The sequence below is a fragment of the Superficieibacter sp. genome (genome assembly GCF_032071645.1).
Lineage (GTDB): Bacteria > Pseudomonadota > Gammaproteobacteria > Enterobacterales > Enterobacteriaceae > Superficieibacter.
The window spans coordinates 110,679-128,776 of the sequence record NZ_DAMAPU010000001.1; the positions used below are offsets into that span (position 1 = coordinate 110,679).

The window sequence follows — 18,098 nt, forward strand, 5'->3', positions numbered from 1 at the left end:
AGATAGTAATGCGTGATATGTATGAACTATTAGACCGTTGGGGCGCATGGGCTGCCGCTGACAGCAGCGGTGTTGACTGGCAACCAGTTGCGGCTGGATTTAAAGGCTTACTACCACACGGCAAGAAATCTCGGCTACAGTGTGATGATGATGATGGAATTATGATTGACGGGTGTGTAGCGCGGTTGAGAAAATATAATCCTGAAGAGTATGAGCTGATCATTGCTCATTTTGTCGTTGGCTTATCTCTTCGAACATTGGCTAAGAAACGAAAATGCTCTGACGGAACCGTTAGAAAAGATTTACAAACAGCCCTAGGTTTTATAAGTGGTGTATTAATAATGATAGAAAATTATTAATTATGTGAAGGGAGTCACAAAAAAACGTGACTCCTTTATTTTATATTTAATACGATTATAGAAAATCTTCGGCCTGCTTCTATCAAATAAAGTATGCTTATAGTGAGGAAAAAAATGACGGCATAAAATACACATTTGATCATATGCACTTGCGAAATGAGACAAAGTAAACACACCACTATAAGTGATAGTAAAAACGCGCAGGTAAGTATCGTATCAGCTATCAGTCGTCTGTAATGCCCTGTTTTTAGCATGTTTACTATTAGCTTTTTATCCATCAAAGCTGTTATAAGCGACATTGATGTGATTAGAAAGCCTAATATCGTTCCAGCTAATCCAGTAATCACTCCGGAAGCGTTGACCAGTATTTGTGTATTAATACTCTTTGAGCTGATCCAAAAAAGTACTACCACTCCGGCGCTTAAAGCTGACCTAGATAAGAGCGTCTTCCATTGCACCAAAGTACCCATCTAATTCCTCCTGACATTCTGCTTTCGCTGCATCAATCATACCATACATAGTCAAATTGGGGGGGAAGTACGCATTGGTTTCAACAGACTGCCATGAAAAAACTCGATCTGCGATTAAATCTATTGGGTGCTCCACACCATCCTCAAAGACATATGCGCGTGCAGTAGTTGCACCATGGCCCACAATATTTCTCAATGTCCTTTTCAGACGATTAGCCAATTTCCCTTCCGTATCAGCTCTTCTCAAATCAACCCCCATGGAGATTTTCAAGCTATCTGCATCTGCATCGTTCATCATACCAACGATTGTTGTACCAAAATCATCGTCTGGGTAAAGCCGAGGATTCGTCGGACGGGGTAGAGTGAATTCTATTTTCTTCAATTCAACAGCTCCACTCATTAGACGGGCAACAGCATCTGATTGAATTATTGGGCTGGCTGTGACTCTAACCCCAGCTACAGTACTCAGAAGTTTGATAAATTGGTTAACACCACTTGAGTGAGAATTTCGATGCCATGCCAGAAGATCGTTTTGTTCGTAGTAAACGAAAAAATTTTTCTCAATCAACCCTTCATCGTCATCAAGTTCAATCTGTTCAGCGTCTTCACCTATGCTTCCTATCTCAGGGATATCAGTATTTCTGAACTTCCTAAATTGGCCGCAAACTGAGGCAGGAAATCTGTCAAAAACTAAGCCCCAGACCTCTCTTGTAAATCCACTAATCTCAAGTGAGGTATCGTATTCGTTATCTCTTATAGCCTCTAGCAAATCACGGATTGAGGTTACATCTTGATTAGGGATAAGACTTAACTGAAAAAATTCAATTTTATATGAGCGTTCAGGCATTTCGATTTCCTGTAAATTTTTGTAACACTTCCTGATTGTTATAGATAATACGAAATGTCTAACGCGTACGCAAAAAATATCTTAACCTGTTAAGAGTGGTCACTTAGACACGCAGCTTAATCATTCGATCCCGCCTCCGAACGGTTTTTTTGCAACCTTCTCAACTAAAAGTAAACATAAATGTTTACACAGTAAGCATAATTGCTTACTATAATATTATGTTCAACAGATTGGAGGAGGGATGAAGCAAAGCGAGTTCAGGCGGTGGCTTGAGTCTCAGGGAGTTGTGGTTTCAAACGGTACTAACCATCTGAAACTACAATACGGGGGAAAACGAAGCGTAATGCCACGGCACCCCGGAAGTGAGATAAAAGAACCATTACGAAAGGCCATCATTAAGCAGCTTGGCCTGAAATAAAAAAACCAGCCTCTCCGGGGGCTGGTACTCGCTGAGATTCATCAAGACAATATGCGATATCCCGTAAACCTTGAGCCGGATACCGGCGGATATGTTGTTTCGTTCCCGGATATCCCGGAAGCATTGACGCAGGGCGATACCAGAGAAGAGGCGTTATTTATGGCGCTGGACGCTCTGGTTACTGCGTTTGAGTTTTACTTTGAGGACGGGCAAAAGGTGCCTGAACCCGGTAAAATCACCGGCGATTTCGTTGAATTGCCGGCCAGCGTTGCGGCGAAGGTACTGATGCTCAATGCCTTCGTAGACTCCGGGATTACTCAGGTTGAACTCGCCACACGCATGGCAGTGAAAAAGCAGGAAGTGACCCGGCTTTTTGATCTGAAGCATTCGACCAAAATCGATACTGTTCAGAAAGCTCTGGCTGCGCTGGGCCATCAACTCGAAGTGACTATCTGATAGCCCAAGATAAATAACACAGGCTCGCTTCGGCGGGCTTGTGTTATTGGCTCCTGATCACAATTTCTAAAAAGTACCAGCTGATTCATTGATCGAACAGCGTTTGTGAACCTTACTCAGTATGTGGTGAATACCCCTCTGCTGGGTGGTCCAGTCTGTGTCATCAGGCGACCACCCACGCAATCCATCACCACCAGCGATAATACTGAATGAATATTGCTCCCTGTAGCCTGCTTCTCTGAGCAGGCTTTTTTTTATCCTTTTTCCCCATAACCACTTCCCTGAAGCGGAGGTGAGAGACATGTCCCATATGAGCAAACTCGTAACCGGTGTCGCGCTCGGCACTTCCGGCGGCACCATCCTGAACGGTGTTCTGACAAAACTAAGTCCTGATGAATGGAGTGCCGTCGGCGTGCTGGCTGGTATCGCGGGTATTGTCGTCACCGGACTTATTAACTGGTACTTCAAACGAAAGGTTGCCAATGCCCAGGTAAGGGCGCTGGAGAAATACGGCCCGACGATAAAAGTTGGAGATGAATGATATGCCGATGACCAGCAGTCTGCGTAAAAAACTCATCGCTGCTGCGGGCGGCGGCGCGATGCTCATCGCCACGGCTTTTCTTGGCGGCCACGACGGGGTTGAAGGGCGGAAGTACGAAGCCTATAAAGATGTGGCTGGCGTCTGGACGGTCTGCGACGGGCACACCGGGCGCGATATCGTCCGGCACAAAACCTATACCGACCGGGAATGTGATGCCCTGCTGTGGAAAGACCTGCAGCCGGCAAAGCGCACCGTTGACCAGTTGGTGAAGGTGCCGGTGGGCGAGTATCAGCGCGCGGCGCTCTACAGCTTCGTCTTTAACGTCGGCTCTGATGCGTTCTCTAAATCCACTCTGCTGCGGAAACTCAATAAGGGCGACCATGCCGGTGCGTGCGAAGAGATGCGCCGCTGGGTTTACGCTGGTGGCATGAAGTGGAAGGGGCTGCAGAACCGGCGCGAGATGGAGCGTTCCATGTGCCTGGCGGAAGGTAAAAATGACCTTTAAAGCAAAGCTTATCGGTGCGCTGGTTATCGCTGGCCTGCTGGTGGCCCTCGGCTGGGCGGTTAATCATTACCGCGATAATGCCATCGCCTATAAAGAGCAGCGCGATAAAGCCAAAGGCGACCTGCAGCTGGCAAACGACACCATTAATGATATGAAGGTGCGCCAGCGCGACGTCGCCGCACTCGATGCGAAATACTACGGAGAACTGACAGATGCCAAAGCGACTATTACCCAGCTTGAACGTGATGTTGCTGCTGGTCGTAAGCGGCTGCAACTCAACGCCACCTGCAGAGCGAACGGAGCGCCCGGTACCACCAGCATGGATGATGGCACCGGCCCAAGACTTACTGACGCCGCTGAACGGGATTATTTCACCCTCAGAGAGCGAATTGAAACCGTCACAAAGCAGCTGACTGGGTTACAGCAGTATGTTCGCCAACAATGTATGAGGTGATCCCATGAAGCACTAAAGCGGTGAGACCGTCCATGCAAGCCGCAGTCATGATGCGGCCCCGAGTCTCCGATTAGAGAGCCAGATGCAAGTCCAAACTGCAACATACCGCTGGTGAGGGTTAATGAAGAAATGGGTGTGCCGGTAAAGCAGCGCGAAAGCCAGACGCGCACCGGTTTTGAGCGGCGATTGAGCGACAGCGACTTAAGGGCATGAGCGCGGCCACTGCGACATGGTTAACCACGTTGGGAAGCGTCGTAACGTCGGTACTACTTATGAGTCATACCAGCTGAATTTACTCAACCGATAATTGTGCCGCTTCCACTAGTCCAATGAAGTATTGCTAAGCCGTTCTTTAGACTAGATCGTTGCTGGCCGTAATTGAGAAATGTAACAATGACTTTGCTAGTGTCGGTGAAGTTGAACTCCAACATCGGCTTTCACCTAAAAACTAAGCCTATAGCTCTCTGTGCAATTCTGCTCATGTCAATAGATTTATTTCTTAAAAGGGAGTAATTTATCTGACATGGGGTCGAGTGTAAGAGAGCTGAAATGGAATCTAGAGGGAATTATCGTGTAAGGCCAATTTCAGAAATTGGAAGTGGAACATTTGGACGTGTAGAGAAAATTGAACTCTACAATTCTGATGATCTTTTTTGTGGTCATTACGCTCGCAAAATTCTCTCAGTCAACAAAGACATAGTAGGATCTATCTTCAGTCCCGATGACTGGAGAAGAAGATTTGAGCGAGAAGTAACCTACCAATCTCGGTGCCAGCACTCAAATGTTGTACCCGTCTTAATACATAACCTCTATGCTGAGAATCCGTGGTTTGTAATGCCTTTAGCTGATACGGACCTCATGAATGAGATTGAGGGGAACATATTAGGCGATGATGAGAAACTGGCTGCTATTAGAATGATGCTGCTTGGTATCGAATTTATTCATAGTCGCGGATATCTTCATCGAGACCTCAAACCTGAAAACATTCTTAAATTTTCTGATGGACAATACAAAGTGTCTGATTTTGGTTTAGTAAGGCACGATGACCCTAGCGCAGCATCAGCAGTATTAACTAATATAGCTGTTACTATGGGTACTGATGGTTATAAAGCTCCAGAAGTGAATAGAGGTCTGTATAGCCCTAAAACTGACATCTATGCTGCAGGTGCTATAGTGAATATCTTAAATTTAAGCCATGTTGATGGCATTGATGCCATCATTGGCAAGGCTACAGCTTACAAACCTAATGCAAGATATGATTCAGTCAGCGCAATGTGTGCCGATCTCAACACCATAATTGAAGGGAGGCAGGCATGATCAATCTTCTGAATTGCGGGTTTTTCTCATGCCCTAAGGATTACGAGCGGGGCAATCAGGACTCATATGTACTACCAACTCAAATAGGTGACGGATTTGTTTTTGCTGTCGCTGATGGCGTTGGTTCATACGAGGGCGCTAAAGAGATAGCAGATACGGCCACCTCTGCGCTTAGATCTACCATTAACGAAAGCATTACGGACATACAAAAAACATTTCTTGATCTGAAAGAAAAGGTTGACGCTGTTGTAGATACTAGGACTGATTGGATCAATGCAGCAACTACGCTTTCCTACTGTTACATCGACCATAAAGCTTTGTACGTTGGACATATCGGTGATACTCGAGTCTATGTGAAAAAAGGCACTAAGCTTCAGTTGATAACCAAAGATCATACGCAACACCAAGAGCTTTTTGATGATGGTATTTACACCAAGAAAGAGTTGCGTGATCTGCCCGGTAAAAACACTCTTACAGCAGCGATATCTAGAAATATTGCTTTACGCTATCAAAGCGTTGAGTTGCCCTTATCAGAGCTGATTGATGAAAAAAGACTCATCACTATCTACATCATGTCCGATGGAGCACATCATTTCTGGGAAAAGAGACCAAGACTTTCGTTTGAGACTATATCGAAAGCACCAAAGTTTGCTGCTAGTTTGTTAAGGAGGATAGAACGGTCCGGTCCTATAGATGATTACACTCTGATTGCTGTATCCTTCCAAGTATGACAATAGCAACAAATAAGCCGCCCTGATGAAGTGAACCCCTAATCGTTGGAGGTCCAACTTTCGGGGTTCACTTCATCAGGGCGGTTTTTTATTGCCTCGCTCATGCGGGGCTTTTTTATGCGCATCGCACGCGCATCAACGAGAAACTTTCAGCAGCGAGCCTGGGCAATCCGTTAACTTTCGGCTCGAATACGCTTACCGTTTACGTGCCAAGCACCATGCACACCGCTTCCGGCAGACCTGACGCAGCCGATGATAGTACCGCTGCCACCAGCTCAATGACGTAATACCAGGTTTTTTGTGGAGTAAGCCAATTTTGTTTATTATTGAGAGGGTAATAATATTTTTAAAGGTATAAGAGAAATTGAAGGGGAACGAAAACTGAATTCTATCCCCTAGTTGAATAATCGTTTAGTTATCCCCATGCGGGGATAAAACTATTGCGATTGTTAGAGCGCTAATGGAGCGTGAGACAATATTTCGCTTACTTCCTCCGCTCCCAATTCCCATTCCCGGTTCACAGCATTAGCTTTCTTACAAGCCTCAATAAGTGCGTTGTAGTGATGCTCTGTCTGGGAGTGCGTATTGTTGATAGGGGATTTTTGTTCAGGGAAACGCTCAATTTTTTGGAAGGCTTCGATTATGCTTATGTAGGTATACTCATTGTTCCCATCGAATCCAGGCAGTTGGATGTAACCATCATGAATCCTCAGTCGGTGCGTCTTCTTTAATTCTTGCTGCTCAGTTGAGCCGAGAAGACGGTAAGATTTAGATAATCCTCTGTATGCATTCAGCAATTCAACTACAAAATCGCGCTGTGCTTTCGATGAGCCTTCCGAGAAATATCCTGCATATTTTGCGTCAAGAACCCAGTCTTGCCCGGAGGTGAGCGCATACTTGACGATTTCAGGATCAAAGTCGGTATCGATACCGAGATGCATGGCAATATCACAAAGTAATACAGTACTGATTTTATCTTTAGTATCCATGATTTACCTCTCTGAGTGAGTTTTATTCTTACTCGCATTTTACCGCTGAGTCCACAGGGCTTCTTCACAAAAAACAAATAGTTTGGCATTGGAGAGATTATGCAGGTCACTATTGATGGTGTCCCGTATGCACCTGCTAGCGAGTCATCCGCCCGAATTGGTATAGCGATAACGACGCATAATCGTGCTGACGTACTAAGTCGGACGCTGGACCAACATCTGCGGCATTTACCCGTCGGTGCGCTGGTGGTGGTGATCGATGATGGCTCAGCCCCGGCTGCTACTGTTACCGATGGCGTAAAACTGATAAGGCACGACACATCACTGGGCATCGTTGCATCGAAGAACGCCAGCCTTACCGCGCTGATTGATGCCGGGTGCGAGCATCTCTTCCTGTGGGATGATGATGCCTGGCCGATCGCCGATAACTGGCATCTGCCCTATATCGAATCACCTGAGCCGCATCTCTCTTATCAGTTTCTCGATTTGGCCGGGCCGCGCAAGCTGAACGATCTGGCGGTGCTCTACCGTGACGATCAGCATGTGGCCTATACCGGGCAGCGTGGCGTGATGCTCTATTACCACCGCAGCGCCATTGAGACCGTAGGGGGCTTTGATCCGGTTTACGGTCGCGGCATGTACGAGCATTCTGATCTGGCGCTGCGCATCCACAATGCCGGGCTTACAACGTGGGCTTATGCTGATGTTACTGGCTCGGAAAAGGTGATTCACTCGATGGATGAGCACGAAGAGGTCACGCGCTCTGTTTCCCGTCCTGATCGCGAAACGCTGGTGGCACGCAACGTGAAAATCCACAACGAGCGCCGGGATGCCGGTTATACCGGTTATGTCGAATACCGCCCGCGTCGCAACGTGGTGATCACCACCCAGTTAACCAGCCAGTCTGATCCGCAGCGTGGCGTGAAGATGCGGCCTGACCCAGACCTTCTGCGCGCCTGGGCAACGTCAATCAGTGGTGCTGATGCGGTTGTGCTTGCTGACGAACTGACTGAAGCGCCACCCGGCGCACAGCTGGTGAGTGTTCCTGCTGTTGCGATGAATGTTTACTTCCGGCGCTGGCTGCACATCTACCAGTATCTGCGCGATCACCCTGAATACCAGTTCGCCTGGTGTACCGATGGTACTGACGTTGAGATGCTGCACGCGCCGTGGGACGAGATGAAAGCCGGTCAGGTTTACGTCGGATCCGAGCCTAAGACTTACGCTGACGCATGGGCCCGGCAGAACCATCCCGAGAAACCTTATCAGGACTTTCTTGATGAGCATCGTCACGACGTAATGCTTAATGCCGGGCTGCTGGGCGGCACGCGTGAGGATGTGATGGCGTTCGCTCATGCCATCGTACGTCTGTATTACCGCATCGAGAGTAACCGCTTCTGGCAGACAGAGCGTGCTGGCGCAGCGGTAGGCGATATGCTTGCGTTTGGGATCGTGGCTAAATCATTTGCTGACAGCCTTGTTACCGGTCCTCAGGTTCACACTGTCTTTAAAACTGATGGTATCGGTAAGGAGGTTGCGTGGTTTCGCCACAAGTGAAGTTTATAGTGGTCGGCCATCACTCACGGCACAAGCAGGCACTATTTCTGGCTGAAACTCTCGGTGCTGTCCTGCTAATTGATAGCGGGGACCACGGCGCAAACTGGAATCATCGTCGCGCGCTTGGCTGGGCCGCCTGCCAATCCAGCCGTGTAGTGGTGCTGGAAGACGACGCACAACCGGTGAGTGGTTTTGTCGAGCTTGTTGCTGACTGGCTGGCCCGCTTTCCTGATGACATGCTGAGCTTTTATCTCGGTACCGGACGCCCACCCCAGTATCAGATGCAGATAGCGGAGCAACTGATTAAGGCTGACCGGATACGCTGCGACTACATCACACTGCCTCGCCTGATACACGGCGTCTGCTACAGCGTACCGCCGCAGCATATCGGCAGGGTGTTTGCACGATGGGACAGCAACAAGTCCGCAGACTTTGCTGTGGGTGATGCGTATGGCGGTTCAATTATATACCCCTGCTGGTCGCTGGTGGACCATGCCGATGGTGAACCGGTCGAGCATCATCCTGACGCGGCACCACGTACTGAGCGCCGTCGGGCCTGGAGGCTGTTATGAAAGCAGAGCCACGCATCTATGGCAGTAAATGGGATAAGGAGCGCATAGCCTTTCTGCGCCTTCATCCGCTCTGCGTCATGTGCCAGGAGCAGGGCAGGGTGACGGCCGCAACAGTGGTTGATCACATCACCCCTCACCGGCTGAAAGAAGCACTGAACGACGGAGACTCTGCCACGATCGCAAAGGCCCAGAAGCTTTTCTGGAGCCGCAGAAACTGGCAGGGGCTCTGTAAGCAGCACCATGACTCAACCAAACAGCGGATGGAGAAACGCGGCATCATTATTGGATGTAATGAAAACGGCATCCCCCTCGATCCGGCATCACACTGGCTCAAATGATAATTAATATCACCTGATTAGTATCATTATGAAACTATTTGAAAGAAAATGATATCTATTCTCATCATCAGGGGAGGGCGGGTCGAAACTTCAGAACCCTGAGCCCGCATGACCGCCGCCTGTCCTTTTTACGCACAACCGCGAAATGAAAAGTTTTTTTCCGGGAGGTTCCGATGGCAGGACGACGCCCGAAACCGACCCACCTCAAAGTGGTTACCGGCAATCCGGGCAAACGAAAACTCAACGATAAAGAACCCGCCCCCGTCAGAGAAATACCCAGTCCGCCCGCTCATCTCACTGACTGGGGGAAAGTGGCGTGGGGAAAACTGACCGTGCTGCTTGATGGCATGGGTGTTCTTACCGTTGCAGACACGCTGGCGCTTGAGCGCCTTTGCGATATTTACGCCGACATTCTGCAGTTACGTCTGACCATCGCTGATGAGGGGCGGACCTACACCGTTCAGACCGACGGCGGTTTTTTGATTAAAGCCAATCCGGCAGTAGCCATGCTGGCCGATGCGGATCGCCGTTTTAAAAGTTACCTGGTTGAATTCGGCCTTACCCCTGCCGCCAGGACGAAGGTGAAAGTTGATGGTGGAGAAAAAGAAGAAGACCCGCTCAACCAGTTCTTCGGTTGACCCGGCCACGCAGTACGCGATGGACGTCACGTCCGGAAAAGAAATTGCCGGTCCGGATATTCGTAATGCCTGTAAGCGTCATCTGGCCGATCTGAAATCCTGCCACGCGCGCGGGCTGCAATGGGACACAGAGGCTGCGCAGCGGGCGATCGATTTTTTTGCAAAAGTCCTGAAGCTCAACGGCGGGGACTATGAAGGGAAACCTTTTAACCTGCTGCCGTGGCAATGTTTTATCGTTGGCTCGATATTTGGCTGGAAAAACAGTGAAAGCTACCGCCGGTTCCGGATGGTTTATGTGGAATCAGGAAAAGGTTCAGGCAAGTCCCCGCTGGCGGGCGGCGTCGGACTTTACTGTCTTGTAGCCGATAAAGAGCCCCGCGCCGAAGTGTATGCAGCGGCGACGAAGAAAGACCAGGCAATGATCCTTTTCCGTGATGCGGTGGCAATGGTTGACCAGTCTCCGGCGCTGGCGCAGCGGATCAATAAATCCGGTGGTGCTGGTAAGGAGTGGAATCTGGCTTTCTTGCAGGCAGGTTCCTTTTTTCGCCCCATAAGTTCAGACGACGGCCAGTCGGGACCACGCCCGCACTGTGCGCTGATTGACGAGATTCACGAGCATAAAAATAACCAGGTCGTTGAAATGATGCGAGCCGGGACCAAGGGGCGGCGTCAGGCACTGATTTTCATGATCACCAACAGCGGACATGATAAAACCAGTGTCTGCTATGACTACCACGAATATGGTCGCAAGGTTGCAGAAGGGTCAGTTGAGGATGACAGCTTCTTTTCCTTTATCTGCTCGCTTGATGAGGGTGAAGATCCCCTCAAAGATGAATCCTGCTGGAAGAAAGCCAACCCGTCGCTGGGACACACCTTTACGGAGCGCTATCTGCGTGAGCAGGTCACCCAGGCACGCGGTATGCCGGCGAAAGAGAGCATCGTCAGGCGGCTTAATTTTTGTCAGTGGGTGGATGCTGATAATCCCTGGATGAGCAGCGATGTCTGGATGGGCTGTGAAGAGGATTTCGATCCTGCCGAACTGCAGGGGGAAGAGTGTTATGGCGGCCTCGATCTTTCCGGCAGTCGCGACCTGACCGCGCTGGCGCTTTTCTTTCCGAAGCAGCGGAAACTGCTGGTGGAATTCTGGACGCCAAAAGACACCCTTGCCGATCGCGCCAAAACAGACCGTGTTCCCTATGATGCCTGGGAGCGAAATGGTTTTATTCATACCACCCCGGGCAAGGCAGTGAAATACGGTTTCGTTGCGGAGCGCATCGCTGACCTTTCCCAGCAGTTTTTTATAAAGGCCATCGCGTTTGACCAGTACCGGATTAAATATCTGGAGCCGGAACTGGAACAGGCCGCCGTTGCGGTTCCGCTTATCCCGCACGGACAGGGATATTACAAGGCACAGGAGTCAGGGCTGTGGATGCCGCATTCAATCGAGCTGTTTGAAGGCATGCTCGACGAGTCATCTGTTGCGATTAAAACCAACCCCTGCCTGCGCTGGAATGCCGCTTCAGCGGTGACAGAGGCAGATCAGAAAGAAAACCGTATCTTCGCCAAAAAGAAAAGCACCGGCCGTATAGACGGCGTGGTGTCGTCAGCCATGGCTATCGGTGCCGCCGAAGGTTATGAAGATGACAGCGGCGATATCGATGACTTCTTCAGTAATCCCATCATAGTGTGAGTCACCATGAATAAAGAGAAAAAGCCGGGCCGGATGAAAAGTGCGCTTCGCCGGTGGCTTGGCATACCTGTTTCCCTGACCGACAGTGAATTCTGGTCGGCGTACGCCGGGGGTGAAACCGCCTCCGGGAAATCCGTCACCGTGGACAAAGCACTCCAGCTGTCAGCGGTCTGGTCCTGTGTGCGGCTGCTTTCCGAAACCATTGCCACACTGCCGGTCGGCTTTTATGAAAAAACCGATGACGGGCGGGAAGCGGCCAGTTCTCACCCTCTCTATGAACTGCTGCATAACCAGCCCAATGCCGATATGACTGCCGTGGAGTTCTGGGAAGTGATTATGGCCAGCCTGCTGCTCTGGGGGAATGCTTACGCAGAGATTGACCGCACCGGCAAGCGGATCACCGCGCTGGTGCCGCTGCGACCGGAACGAATGAAAGTTGAACTCAATAACAGCGGCGCGCCTGTTTATACCTACCGGGACTGGCCTGGCGGAAAAATACGGAACATTAACGAGCGGGATGTGATGCATATCCGCGCCTTCAGCACGAACGGCATCATGGGTCTTTCGCCGGTGAGCTACGCCCGGCAGACGCTGGGGCTGGCGATGGCGACCGACGAGGCCAGTGCGAAGGTATTCAAAAACGGCATGCGGCCCAGCGGGGTGCTGTCGATGGAGCAGATCCTGAAGAAAGATCAGCGCGCCGAGGTCCGTGACAGCCTCGCAGAGCAGTTCGGCGGCTCGATGAATACCGGGAAAATGATGGTGCTCGAGGCTGGCATGAAATTTCAGCCTGTGACCATGAACCCCGAAGATGCGCAGATGCTCCAGACCCGGGCCTTTAATATCGAGGAGATATGCCGGTGGTTCAGGGTGTGGCCGGGACTGATTGGTCACAATGCGCAGGGACAGACCATGTGGGGCAGTGGGGTGGAGCAGATGTTGATCGGTTTTCTGACATTTTCCCTGCGCCCCTGGCTGACCCGCATTGAACAGGCCATTCGCAGAAACCTGCTGGCACCCGGCGAGCGGAACCGCTATTTCGCTGAGTTCTCTATTGAAGGACTTCTTCGGGCAGACAGCGCGGCGCGGGCGGCTTTCTATTCGACAATGACACAGAATGGCATTATGACGCGCAATGAAGCCAGGAAGAAAGAGAATCTGGCTCCCCACTCCGGGGGCGATCAACTTACGGTGCAGTCCAACCTGATGCCGCTTAACCAGCTCGGTGCCGGCGCGGAGAGTGAGTCTGCAAAAAACGCGTTACGGGAATGGCTGGGAATTAAATCAGAGGAGACGCCGGAATGTACCGGAAAAACACAGCAATGAAAGTAAAAGCTTTCGATTTCGACATAAAGGCCGTCAGTGATGATGGCCTTTTTTCCGGATACGGATCCGTATTCGATGTGGTGGACAGCTACAACGAGGTGGTGGCACCCGGCGCATTTCTTGAAAGTATCGAAGAAACGCGGAGCAAGGGCCGCACTTTTCCGGTGCTGTGGCAACACCGGACCGGTGAGCCGATCGGTAACTGGGACATCAGCGCCTTAAAAGAAGACGATCATGGCCTGTTTGGTGAGGGAGCACTCTGGCTTGATGACGCCGCTTACGCTAAAACCGCCTGGCGGGGAATGAAGACCCGTGCCATTACCGGCCTCTCTATCGGCTATTACGTCCGCGAGTCTAATTACGACGAGAAGACCCGCATCAGAACCCTGACGAAACTCGATCTTGTCGAAATCTCGATCGTTACCGTGCCTGCGAATGATGATGCCCGGGTGGATATTATCAAGTCGAAGTTATCGCACGGCGATCTTCCTTCATTACCTGAGTTTGAGAAGTTCCTGCGCGAGGCAGGTTTCTCGAAAACACAGTCTGCGGCGATCGCCTGCCGTGGTCTGACACATCTGCGTGGCCGGAGCGAGTCCGGGGACGAAGACGGCGAAACCAAATCGGCTATTGCGGCAATGAGCCAGCAACTTAGCCAGTTCTCTCTCCCCAAAATCCAGTAAGGAATCAATATGTACCAGAAAAAATCCGCCGACGATCAGCCCCAGAGCATCAGTGAAGTCTCGGCCAAGCTCTCCGAGGTCATGAATCAGGTCAAAACCTTCGGCGAAGACGTTCAGAAGAAAATGCAGTCAGGTGAAAATGTCACGCTTGAACTTAAACAAATGACGGATCAAAGCCTGACCGAAATGAACGAGCTCAAGGAGCGTCTGACCGAGCTGGAGCAGAAAGGTGCACGCCGGCCGGGTGAAGAACCGGCGCAGCGAAAATCGCTGGGTAGCCTGGTTATTGAAAGCGAAGCGTATAAAGGGATGGACAGCTCCGCACGCAAGAGCATTCGCGTCCGGCTTGAGCGCAAGGACATTATGAACGTTCCTGCCACCACTGGTACCGGGGCCAGCGCGACAAACAGTCTGGTTATTGCGGATCGCATTCAGGGCATTGTTGCGCCGCCTGAGCGCACCATGACCATCCGCGATCTGCTCATCCCGGGCAATACTGCATCGAACGGCGTTGAATTCGTTCAGGAAACGGGTTTTACCAACAATGCCGCGACGGTGCCGGAAGGCGGGCTGAAACCTAAATCCGATATTCAGTTTGAACTGAAAAACGCACCGGTGCGCACTATCGCCCATCACTTCAAGGCTTCGCGCCAGATCCTCGACGATGCGCCGGGGCTGGCCAGCTATATTGACGGTCGCGCCCAGTATGGACTGCGCTTTAAGGAAGAGCAGCAGTTGCTTAACGGTGACGGCACAGGGGCGAATATCCTGGGTATTCTTCCGCAGGCGGCAGAGTTTGCGCCCGCCATCAGCGTGGCAGGTGCCACTCCCATTGATCGCCTGCGCCTGGCAGTTCTTCAGGCGGTGCTGGCGGAATATCCGTCCTCGGGCTTTGTGCTTAATCCAATCGACTGGGCGGGCATTGAGCTGACCAAAGACAGCGAGGGCCGCTATATCATCGCGCAACCGGTTAACGGTGGTGTGCCGCGCATCTGGGGGCTTCCGGTTGTCGAAACCCAGGCGATGGCGCAGAACAACTTCCTTACCGGCGCGTTTAACATGGCGGCGCAAATCTTTGACCGCACTGAAATTGAAGTACTCCTGTCAACGGAGAACGAAGACGATTTCATCCGCAACATGGTGACTATTCTTGCAGAAGAACGGCTGGCGATGGCGGTTTACCGCCCTGAAGCGTTTGTCACCGGCGCTGTTATGGCTGCTGGTTCCTGAGACAGGGGGCCGCTACGGCGGCCCTTTTTTAGATAAGGAGTGAGCCATGAGAACGAGTAAAAAAACCGATGTCGGCAGGGCTGCTGACGATCAGGATCACCTGAATGAAAAAGCAGTTAAGCCAGGCTTTGTTTCCGTCCAGCCTTTACGCCGTTTTATGGACGGTACCACTTTTCGCTCACCCACGGATGATGCGTTTACAGTAACGCGGCAACGTGCGGCAGAGCTTGCGGCAAACGGTCTGGTGGTCATAGTGACTGACGTTACGGAAAACAAAATGAATCCTCAGCCGGACTCAAAGGGGTAAATGTTATGACTGTTGTCCGGATTGAAACCGCGCTGGAGCATCTCAGACTGGATGAGGATACAGACAAAGCTATGGTCGAAATCTATCTTTGTGCAGCTGAAGATGCAGCGATGCAGTTTCTCAACCGACAGTTTTATGCGGACGAAACAGCGCTGGCCAGTGCAGTGTTGTCCGGAAAAGCGGGTGAAAAGCCAATGATCATCATGCCGTCTGTTGAGAGTGCCGTGCTTCTTATTCTGGGCTGGCTGTATGAAAACCGCGGTGATGATCCTGGCGGCGACTTTCCCAAATCTGCGCGCTGGCTGCTGAATCCCTGGCGTGTTGATATGGGTATCTGAAAGGAGACGGGTATGAAAATTGGCCCAATGCGACACCGTGTCACAGTCAGTAATTTTTCCACGACGAGATCGCCTTCAGGTCAGCCTGTAGAAAACTGGACTGACGGTGCGACCGTATGGGCAGATGTTAAGGGGATCAGCGGGCGCGAAATCATGACCTCCGGTGCAGAACATGCTGAAGCCACTGTCCGCGTCTGGATCCGTTATTGCCGGGATATCAGTGCCTCATCACGTCTTAAGGTTCGTACCGGACCTTTTAAGGGGGCGGTGCTGATGGTGACCGGCCCTCCGCTGCCCGACAGCAAAGGAGCGCGGCTTGAAATACTCTGCAAACTTGGGAGCGAAAAGTGATTGATGTTAACCTCGACTTCTCCGGGCTGGAGGATATTGCCCGCGACCTCGAAACCCTGAGCCGGGCCGAAAATAACAAGGTGCTTCGCGATGCCACGCGCGCGGGTGCTGACGTGCTGAAAACTGAAGTCATTAACCGGGCTCCGGTCCGCACCGGGAAAACTAAAAAGAATGTGGTGGTGGTCACGCAGCGATCGCGTCGGCGGGGTGAAATTTCGTCCGGCGTTCATATTCGTGGCGTTAACCCCCGGACCGGCAACAGCGATAACACCATGAAAGCCAGCAATCCGCGTAATGCGTTCTACTGGCGCTTCGTTGAACTGGGTACGGTGAACATGCCTGCGCATCCGTTTGTGCGACCGGCGTTTGATACCCGGCAGGAAGAGGCCGCCGAAGCCGCTATTGCCAGGATGAACAGCGCCATTGATAAGGTGCTGAGCAAATGACAGAAGCCGATCTTTACCCGTTGTTATCGCACCTGGCTGACGGGCAGGTTTATCCCTATGTCGCACCGTTAAGCGACGATGGCCAGCCGTCCATTTCACCGCCGTGGGTGATCTTCTCCCTGGTCTCTGATGTTTCGACTGATGTGCTGTGCGGTCAGGCGGAATCCCGCGCATCAGTGCAGATTGATGTTTACTCACTGACCATTGAGGAAGCCAGATCCATTCGTGATCAGGCGCTGGAGGCGGCTAAGCCCCTGACTCCGACTGAAATAACGAATATCCCCGGCTATGAACCTGATTTCCGCCTTTACCGTGCCACGCTCGAATTTCAGGTTACGTCCTGAAACATTAATCAACCCTGAACGACCCGCTCCGGCGGGTTTTTGCTTTTATGGAGACAGCTATGTCCTCTTTGTATGAAAAATCGCAAAACACCAAAATCCTGATCACTGAGGTTCCCGCAACCAAAGACACGCTGAAAACCGCCAAATTCCTCGATCTGAGCTGCACGCTGAAAGAGGTGCAGTTTACCGGCGGTCAGAAACAGGATATCGACACCACCACTTTTTGTTCGGAAGAGCAGGAAAATACCAACGGCCTGCCGGCACCGTCTGAAATTTCCATGTCGGGAAACTTCTACCGCAACCCGGCGCAGGATGCACTGCGGACAGCCTATGACAATGACACGACCTATGGCTTTCAGGTCATCTTCCCGTCCGGCAAAGGGTATAAGTTCCTGGCAGACGTGCGCCAGCATACCTGGTCGTCCGGTACCAATGGCGTGGTGGCCGCCACGTTCTCCCTGCGCCTGAAAGGCAAACCCGAAAACATTGAGTCCGGCTCGTAAGGAAAAAAAATGACTTCGCTTAAAGAACTGGCCCTGGCTAAAAACTCGGGCTTTCGCTTTAAAGAAACCACCGTGCCTGAGTGGGATAACGCTAAAGTCGTGCTGCGTGAGCCCTCCGGTGAAGGCTGGTTACGCTGGCAGGAGATCGTCAGAGCAGACAGTGACGACGAGGGTATTTCAGTGTCGGAACGGGCGCACCGTAACCTGCGCGCGGATGTAGTACTGTTTATTGATGTCCTCTGCGATACGGACAAGCAACCGGTATTCGGACCAGAAGATGTAGAGCAGGTGCGGGAGATTTACGGCCCAATCCATGCGCGCCTGCTCAAGCAAGGCCTTGATCTCATCAGCACTGCGGACGATGCGCGGGAAAAGTCGCAACCCCCGGCGTAAAATTCCTGATGTCGCTGGCGCTCCGGCTGGGGCGCACCCTGTCAGAACTGCGTCAGAGTATGACTGCCAGCGAGCTGATGATGTGGATTGAGTTCGACCGAAACAATCCAATTGGTGATGTTCGAGGCGACATCCAGGCGGCGCAGATAACATCTGCTGTTTACGGTTCACAGGGGGTTAAAACCACGCTGAATGATGTTCTGCTGCAATGGACTGGGGATGAAAACGCAGAGGCGGAAGATCCTTTTGCCAGCCTTGAGGCTGCGTTAGACGCAGCAACACAGTGACTTTTTTT

General features: G+C 51.3%; 25 protein-coding genes and 1 pseudogene. 24 read left to right on the forward strand and 2 right to left on the reverse strand.

Going from position 1 to position 18,098, the window contains the following annotated elements:
• Nucleotides 1–8 precede the first annotated feature (8 nt).
• The gene (locus RT197_RS00595) at nucleotides 9–359 is read left to right on the forward strand and encodes an antiterminator Q family protein (RefSeq protein ID WP_312946235.1); all 351 of its coding nucleotides are present in this window, start codon (nucleotides 9–11) and stop codon (nucleotides 357–359) included.
• Between the two features lie 432 nt (nucleotides 360–791).
• On the opposite strand, the gene RT197_RS00600 is transcribed toward RT197_RS00595, so the two are convergent.
• Nucleotides 792–1,676, reverse strand: coding sequence for a DUF6731 family protein (locus tag RT197_RS00600; protein WP_312946238.1), 885 nt, complete (start codon nucleotides 1,674–1,676; stop codon nucleotides 792–794).
• A 241-nt stretch (nucleotides 1,677–1,917) separates the two neighbouring features.
• Here RT197_RS00600 and RT197_RS00605 point away from each other — a divergent pair, with 241 nt between their 5' ends.
• From RT197_RS00605 to RT197_RS00635, 7 genes are all read left to right on the forward strand, one after another.
• The gene (locus RT197_RS00605) at nucleotides 1,918–2,094 is read left to right on the forward strand and encodes a type II toxin-antitoxin system HicA family toxin (RefSeq protein ID WP_312946240.1); all 177 of its coding nucleotides are present in this window, start codon (nucleotides 1,918–1,920) and stop codon (nucleotides 2,092–2,094) included.
• 51 nt (nucleotides 2,095–2,145) lie between these two features.
• Nucleotides 2,146–2,550, forward strand: coding sequence for a type II toxin-antitoxin system HicB family antitoxin (locus tag RT197_RS00610; protein WP_312946242.1), 405 nt, complete (start codon nucleotides 2,146–2,148; stop codon nucleotides 2,548–2,550).
• A 301-nt stretch (nucleotides 2,551–2,851) separates the two neighbouring features.
• Complete coding sequence (locus tag RT197_RS00615) at nucleotides 2,852–3,091, forward strand: class II holin family protein (protein WP_312946244.1); 240 nt, start codon at nucleotides 2,852–2,854, stop codon at nucleotides 3,089–3,091.
• 1 nt (nucleotide 3,092) lies between these two features.
• Nucleotides 3,093–3,596, forward strand: coding sequence for a lysozyme (locus RT197_RS00620; RefSeq protein ID WP_312946246.1), 504 nt, complete (start codon nucleotides 3,093–3,095; stop codon nucleotides 3,594–3,596).
• The gene (locus tag RT197_RS00625) at nucleotides 3,586–4,050 is read left to right on the forward strand and encodes a lysis protein (RefSeq protein ID WP_312946248.1); all 465 of its coding nucleotides are present in this window, start codon (nucleotides 3,586–3,588) and stop codon (nucleotides 4,048–4,050) included. The genes RT197_RS00620 and RT197_RS00625 overlap by 11 nt, the downstream gene beginning before the upstream one ends.
• Nucleotides 4,051–4,599: 549 nt before the next feature.
• Entirely contained in the window at nucleotides 4,600–5,367 is a 768-nt protein-coding gene (locus RT197_RS00630) for a serine/threonine-protein kinase (RefSeq protein ID WP_312946250.1), read from the forward strand.
• Nucleotides 5,364–6,098 (forward strand): protein phosphatase 2C domain-containing protein, encoded by a 735-nt coding sequence (locus RT197_RS00635; RefSeq protein ID WP_312946253.1) that lies wholly within the window; start codon nucleotides 5,364–5,366, stop codon nucleotides 6,096–6,098. Before RT197_RS00630 ends, RT197_RS00635 begins: the two co-directional genes overlap by 4 nt.
• A 449-nt stretch (nucleotides 6,099–6,547) precedes the next feature.
• Here the strand turns inward: RT197_RS00635 and RT197_RS00640 are convergent, their stop codons facing one another.
• Nucleotides 6,548–7,087, reverse strand: a complete 540-nt coding sequence (locus RT197_RS00640; protein WP_312946256.1) for a YfbU family protein — start codon at nucleotides 7,085–7,087, stop codon at nucleotides 6,548–6,550.
• A gap of 99 nt (nucleotides 7,088–7,186) precedes the next feature.
• On the opposite strand from RT197_RS00640, the gene RT197_RS00645 reads away from it, so the two are divergent.
• From RT197_RS00645 to RT197_RS00720, 16 genes and pseudogenes are all read left to right on the forward strand, one after another.
• Nucleotides 7,187–8,644 carry a glycosyltransferase family 2 protein gene (locus RT197_RS00645; protein WP_312946259.1) on the forward strand — a complete coding sequence of 486 codons (1,458 nt, stop codon included), beginning with the start codon at nucleotides 7,187–7,189 and terminating at the stop codon, nucleotides 8,642–8,644.
• A complete protein-coding gene (locus RT197_RS00650) occupies nucleotides 8,626–9,216 on the forward strand; it encodes a hypothetical protein (RefSeq protein WP_312946261.1) in 591 nt (196 codons plus the stop codon). Before RT197_RS00645 ends, RT197_RS00650 begins: the two co-directional genes overlap by 19 nt.
• Nucleotides 9,213–9,554: an HNH endonuclease signature motif containing protein gene (locus tag RT197_RS00655; protein WP_312946264.1), complete on the forward strand. Its 342-nt coding sequence runs from the start codon at nucleotides 9,213–9,215 to the stop codon at nucleotides 9,552–9,554. The genes RT197_RS00650 and RT197_RS00655 overlap by 4 nt, the downstream gene beginning before the upstream one ends.
• Before the next feature lie 173 nt (nucleotides 9,555–9,727).
• Nucleotides 9,728–10,192: a phage terminase small subunit P27 family gene (locus tag RT197_RS00660; RefSeq protein WP_194205804.1), complete on the forward strand. Its 465-nt coding sequence runs from the start codon at nucleotides 9,728–9,730 to the stop codon at nucleotides 10,190–10,192.
• On the forward strand, nucleotides 10,146–11,882 hold the full coding sequence (locus tag RT197_RS00665) for a terminase large subunit (protein ID WP_312946268.1): 1,737 nt from the start codon (nucleotides 10,146–10,148) through the stop codon (nucleotides 11,880–11,882). The genes RT197_RS00660 and RT197_RS00665 overlap by 47 nt, the downstream gene beginning before the upstream one ends.
• 33 nt (nucleotides 11,883–11,915) lie before the next feature.
• Nucleotides 11,916–13,208 (forward strand): phage portal protein, encoded by a 1,293-nt coding sequence (locus tag RT197_RS00670; protein WP_312946270.1) that lies wholly within the window; start codon nucleotides 11,916–11,918, stop codon nucleotides 13,206–13,208.
• The gene (locus RT197_RS00675; protein WP_312946272.1) at nucleotides 13,205–13,891 is read left to right on the forward strand and encodes an HK97 family phage prohead protease; all 687 of its coding nucleotides are present in this window, start codon (nucleotides 13,205–13,207) and stop codon (nucleotides 13,889–13,891) included. Before RT197_RS00670 ends, RT197_RS00675 begins: the two co-directional genes overlap by 4 nt.
• Nucleotides 13,892–13,900: 9 nt before the next feature.
• Nucleotides 13,901–15,121 carry a phage major capsid protein gene (locus RT197_RS00680; RefSeq protein WP_312946274.1) on the forward strand — a complete coding sequence of 407 codons (1,221 nt, stop codon included), beginning with the start codon at nucleotides 13,901–13,903 and terminating at the stop codon, nucleotides 15,119–15,121.
• Nucleotides 15,122–15,167: 46 nt separating this feature from the next.
• Nucleotides 15,168–15,428 carry a hypothetical protein gene (locus RT197_RS00685; RefSeq protein ID WP_312946276.1) on the forward strand — a complete coding sequence of 87 codons (261 nt, stop codon included), beginning with the start codon at nucleotides 15,168–15,170 and terminating at the stop codon, nucleotides 15,426–15,428.
• Nucleotides 15,429–15,433: 5 nt separating this feature from the next.
• Complete coding sequence (locus RT197_RS00690) at nucleotides 15,434–15,766, forward strand: head-tail connector protein (RefSeq protein ID WP_312946278.1); 333 nt, start codon at nucleotides 15,434–15,436, stop codon at nucleotides 15,764–15,766.
• 12 nt (nucleotides 15,767–15,778) lie between these two features.
• Nucleotides 15,779–16,117 carry a phage head closure protein gene (locus RT197_RS00695; RefSeq protein WP_312946280.1) on the forward strand — a complete coding sequence of 113 codons (339 nt, stop codon included), beginning with the start codon at nucleotides 15,779–15,781 and terminating at the stop codon, nucleotides 16,115–16,117.
• Nucleotides 16,114–16,563 (forward strand): HK97-gp10 family putative phage morphogenesis protein, encoded by a 450-nt coding sequence (locus RT197_RS00700; protein ID WP_312946282.1) that lies wholly within the window; start codon nucleotides 16,114–16,116, stop codon nucleotides 16,561–16,563. The genes RT197_RS00695 and RT197_RS00700 overlap by 4 nt, the downstream gene beginning before the upstream one ends.
• Nucleotides 16,560–16,907 carry a DUF3168 domain-containing protein gene (locus tag RT197_RS00705; protein ID WP_312946285.1) on the forward strand — a complete coding sequence of 116 codons (348 nt, stop codon included), beginning with the start codon at nucleotides 16,560–16,562 and terminating at the stop codon, nucleotides 16,905–16,907. The genes RT197_RS00700 and RT197_RS00705 overlap by 4 nt, the downstream gene beginning before the upstream one ends.
• A gap of 59 nt (nucleotides 16,908–16,966) precedes the next feature.
• Nucleotides 16,967–17,386: pseudogene (locus RT197_RS00710) on the forward strand (hypothetical protein); the annotation flags it as partial.
• A gap of 33 nt (nucleotides 17,387–17,419) precedes the next feature.
• Nucleotides 17,420–17,803, forward strand: coding sequence for a phage tail assembly chaperone (locus RT197_RS00715; RefSeq protein WP_312946288.1), 384 nt, complete (start codon nucleotides 17,420–17,422; stop codon nucleotides 17,801–17,803).
• A gap of 8 nt (nucleotides 17,804–17,811) precedes the next feature.
• A complete protein-coding gene (locus tag RT197_RS00720; RefSeq protein ID WP_312946290.1) occupies nucleotides 17,812–18,090 on the forward strand; it encodes a DUF4035 domain-containing protein in 279 nt (92 codons plus the stop codon).
• Nucleotides 18,091–18,098: the final 8 nt, after the last annotated feature.

Excerpts from the sequence above, each read along its gene's own strand:
- RT197_RS00595 (WP_312946235.1), top strand. The coding sequence starts at position 9 with ATGCGTGATATGTATGAACTATTAGACCGTTGGGGCGCATGGGCTGCC.
- RT197_RS00600 (WP_312946238.1), bottom strand. The coding sequence starts at position 1,676 with ATGCCTGAACGCTCATATAAAATTGAATTTTTTCAGTTAAGTCTTATC.
- RT197_RS00605 (WP_312946240.1), top strand. The coding sequence starts at position 1,918 with ATGAAGCAAAGCGAGTTCAGGCGGTGGCTTGAGTCTCAGGGAGTTGTG.
- RT197_RS00610 (WP_312946242.1), top strand. The coding sequence starts at position 2,146 with ATGCGATATCCCGTAAACCTTGAGCCGGATACCGGCGGATATGTTGTT.
- RT197_RS00615 (WP_312946244.1), top strand. The coding sequence starts at position 2,852 with ATGTCCCATATGAGCAAACTCGTAACCGGTGTCGCGCTCGGCACTTCC.
- RT197_RS00620 (WP_312946246.1), top strand. The coding sequence starts at position 3,093 with ATGCCGATGACCAGCAGTCTGCGTAAAAAACTCATCGCTGCTGCGGGC.
- RT197_RS00625 (WP_312946248.1), top strand. The coding sequence starts at position 3,586 with ATGACCTTTAAAGCAAAGCTTATCGGTGCGCTGGTTATCGCTGGCCTG.
- RT197_RS00630 (WP_312946250.1), top strand. The coding sequence starts at position 4,600 with ATGGAATCTAGAGGGAATTATCGTGTAAGGCCAATTTCAGAAATTGGA.
- RT197_RS00635 (WP_312946253.1), top strand. The coding sequence starts at position 5,364 with ATGATCAATCTTCTGAATTGCGGGTTTTTCTCATGCCCTAAGGATTAC.
- RT197_RS00640 (WP_312946256.1), bottom strand. The coding sequence starts at position 7,087 with ATGGATACTAAAGATAAAATCAGTACTGTATTACTTTGTGATATTGCC.
- RT197_RS00645 (WP_312946259.1), top strand. The coding sequence starts at position 7,187 with ATGCAGGTCACTATTGATGGTGTCCCGTATGCACCTGCTAGCGAGTCA.
- RT197_RS00655 (WP_312946264.1), top strand. The coding sequence starts at position 9,213 with ATGAAAGCAGAGCCACGCATCTATGGCAGTAAATGGGATAAGGAGCGC.
- RT197_RS00660 (WP_194205804.1), top strand. The coding sequence starts at position 9,728 with ATGGCAGGACGACGCCCGAAACCGACCCACCTCAAAGTGGTTACCGGC.
- RT197_RS00665 (WP_312946268.1), top strand. The coding sequence starts at position 10,146 with ATGGTGGAGAAAAAGAAGAAGACCCGCTCAACCAGTTCTTCGGTTGAC.
- RT197_RS00670 (WP_312946270.1), top strand. The coding sequence starts at position 11,916 with ATGAAAAGTGCGCTTCGCCGGTGGCTTGGCATACCTGTTTCCCTGACC.
- RT197_RS00675 (WP_312946272.1), top strand. The coding sequence starts at position 13,205 with ATGAAAGTAAAAGCTTTCGATTTCGACATAAAGGCCGTCAGTGATGAT.
- RT197_RS00680 (WP_312946274.1), top strand. The coding sequence starts at position 13,901 with ATGTACCAGAAAAAATCCGCCGACGATCAGCCCCAGAGCATCAGTGAA.
- RT197_RS00685 (WP_312946276.1), top strand. The coding sequence starts at position 15,168 with ATGAGAACGAGTAAAAAAACCGATGTCGGCAGGGCTGCTGACGATCAG.
- RT197_RS00690 (WP_312946278.1), top strand. The coding sequence starts at position 15,434 with ATGACTGTTGTCCGGATTGAAACCGCGCTGGAGCATCTCAGACTGGAT.
- RT197_RS00695 (WP_312946280.1), top strand. The coding sequence starts at position 15,779 with ATGAAAATTGGCCCAATGCGACACCGTGTCACAGTCAGTAATTTTTCC.
- RT197_RS00705 (WP_312946285.1), top strand. The coding sequence starts at position 16,560 with ATGACAGAAGCCGATCTTTACCCGTTGTTATCGCACCTGGCTGACGGG.
- RT197_RS00715 (WP_312946288.1), top strand. The coding sequence starts at position 17,420 with ATGACTTCGCTTAAAGAACTGGCCCTGGCTAAAAACTCGGGCTTTCGC.
- RT197_RS00720 (WP_312946290.1), top strand. The coding sequence starts at position 17,812 with ATGTCGCTGGCGCTCCGGCTGGGGCGCACCCTGTCAGAACTGCGTCAG.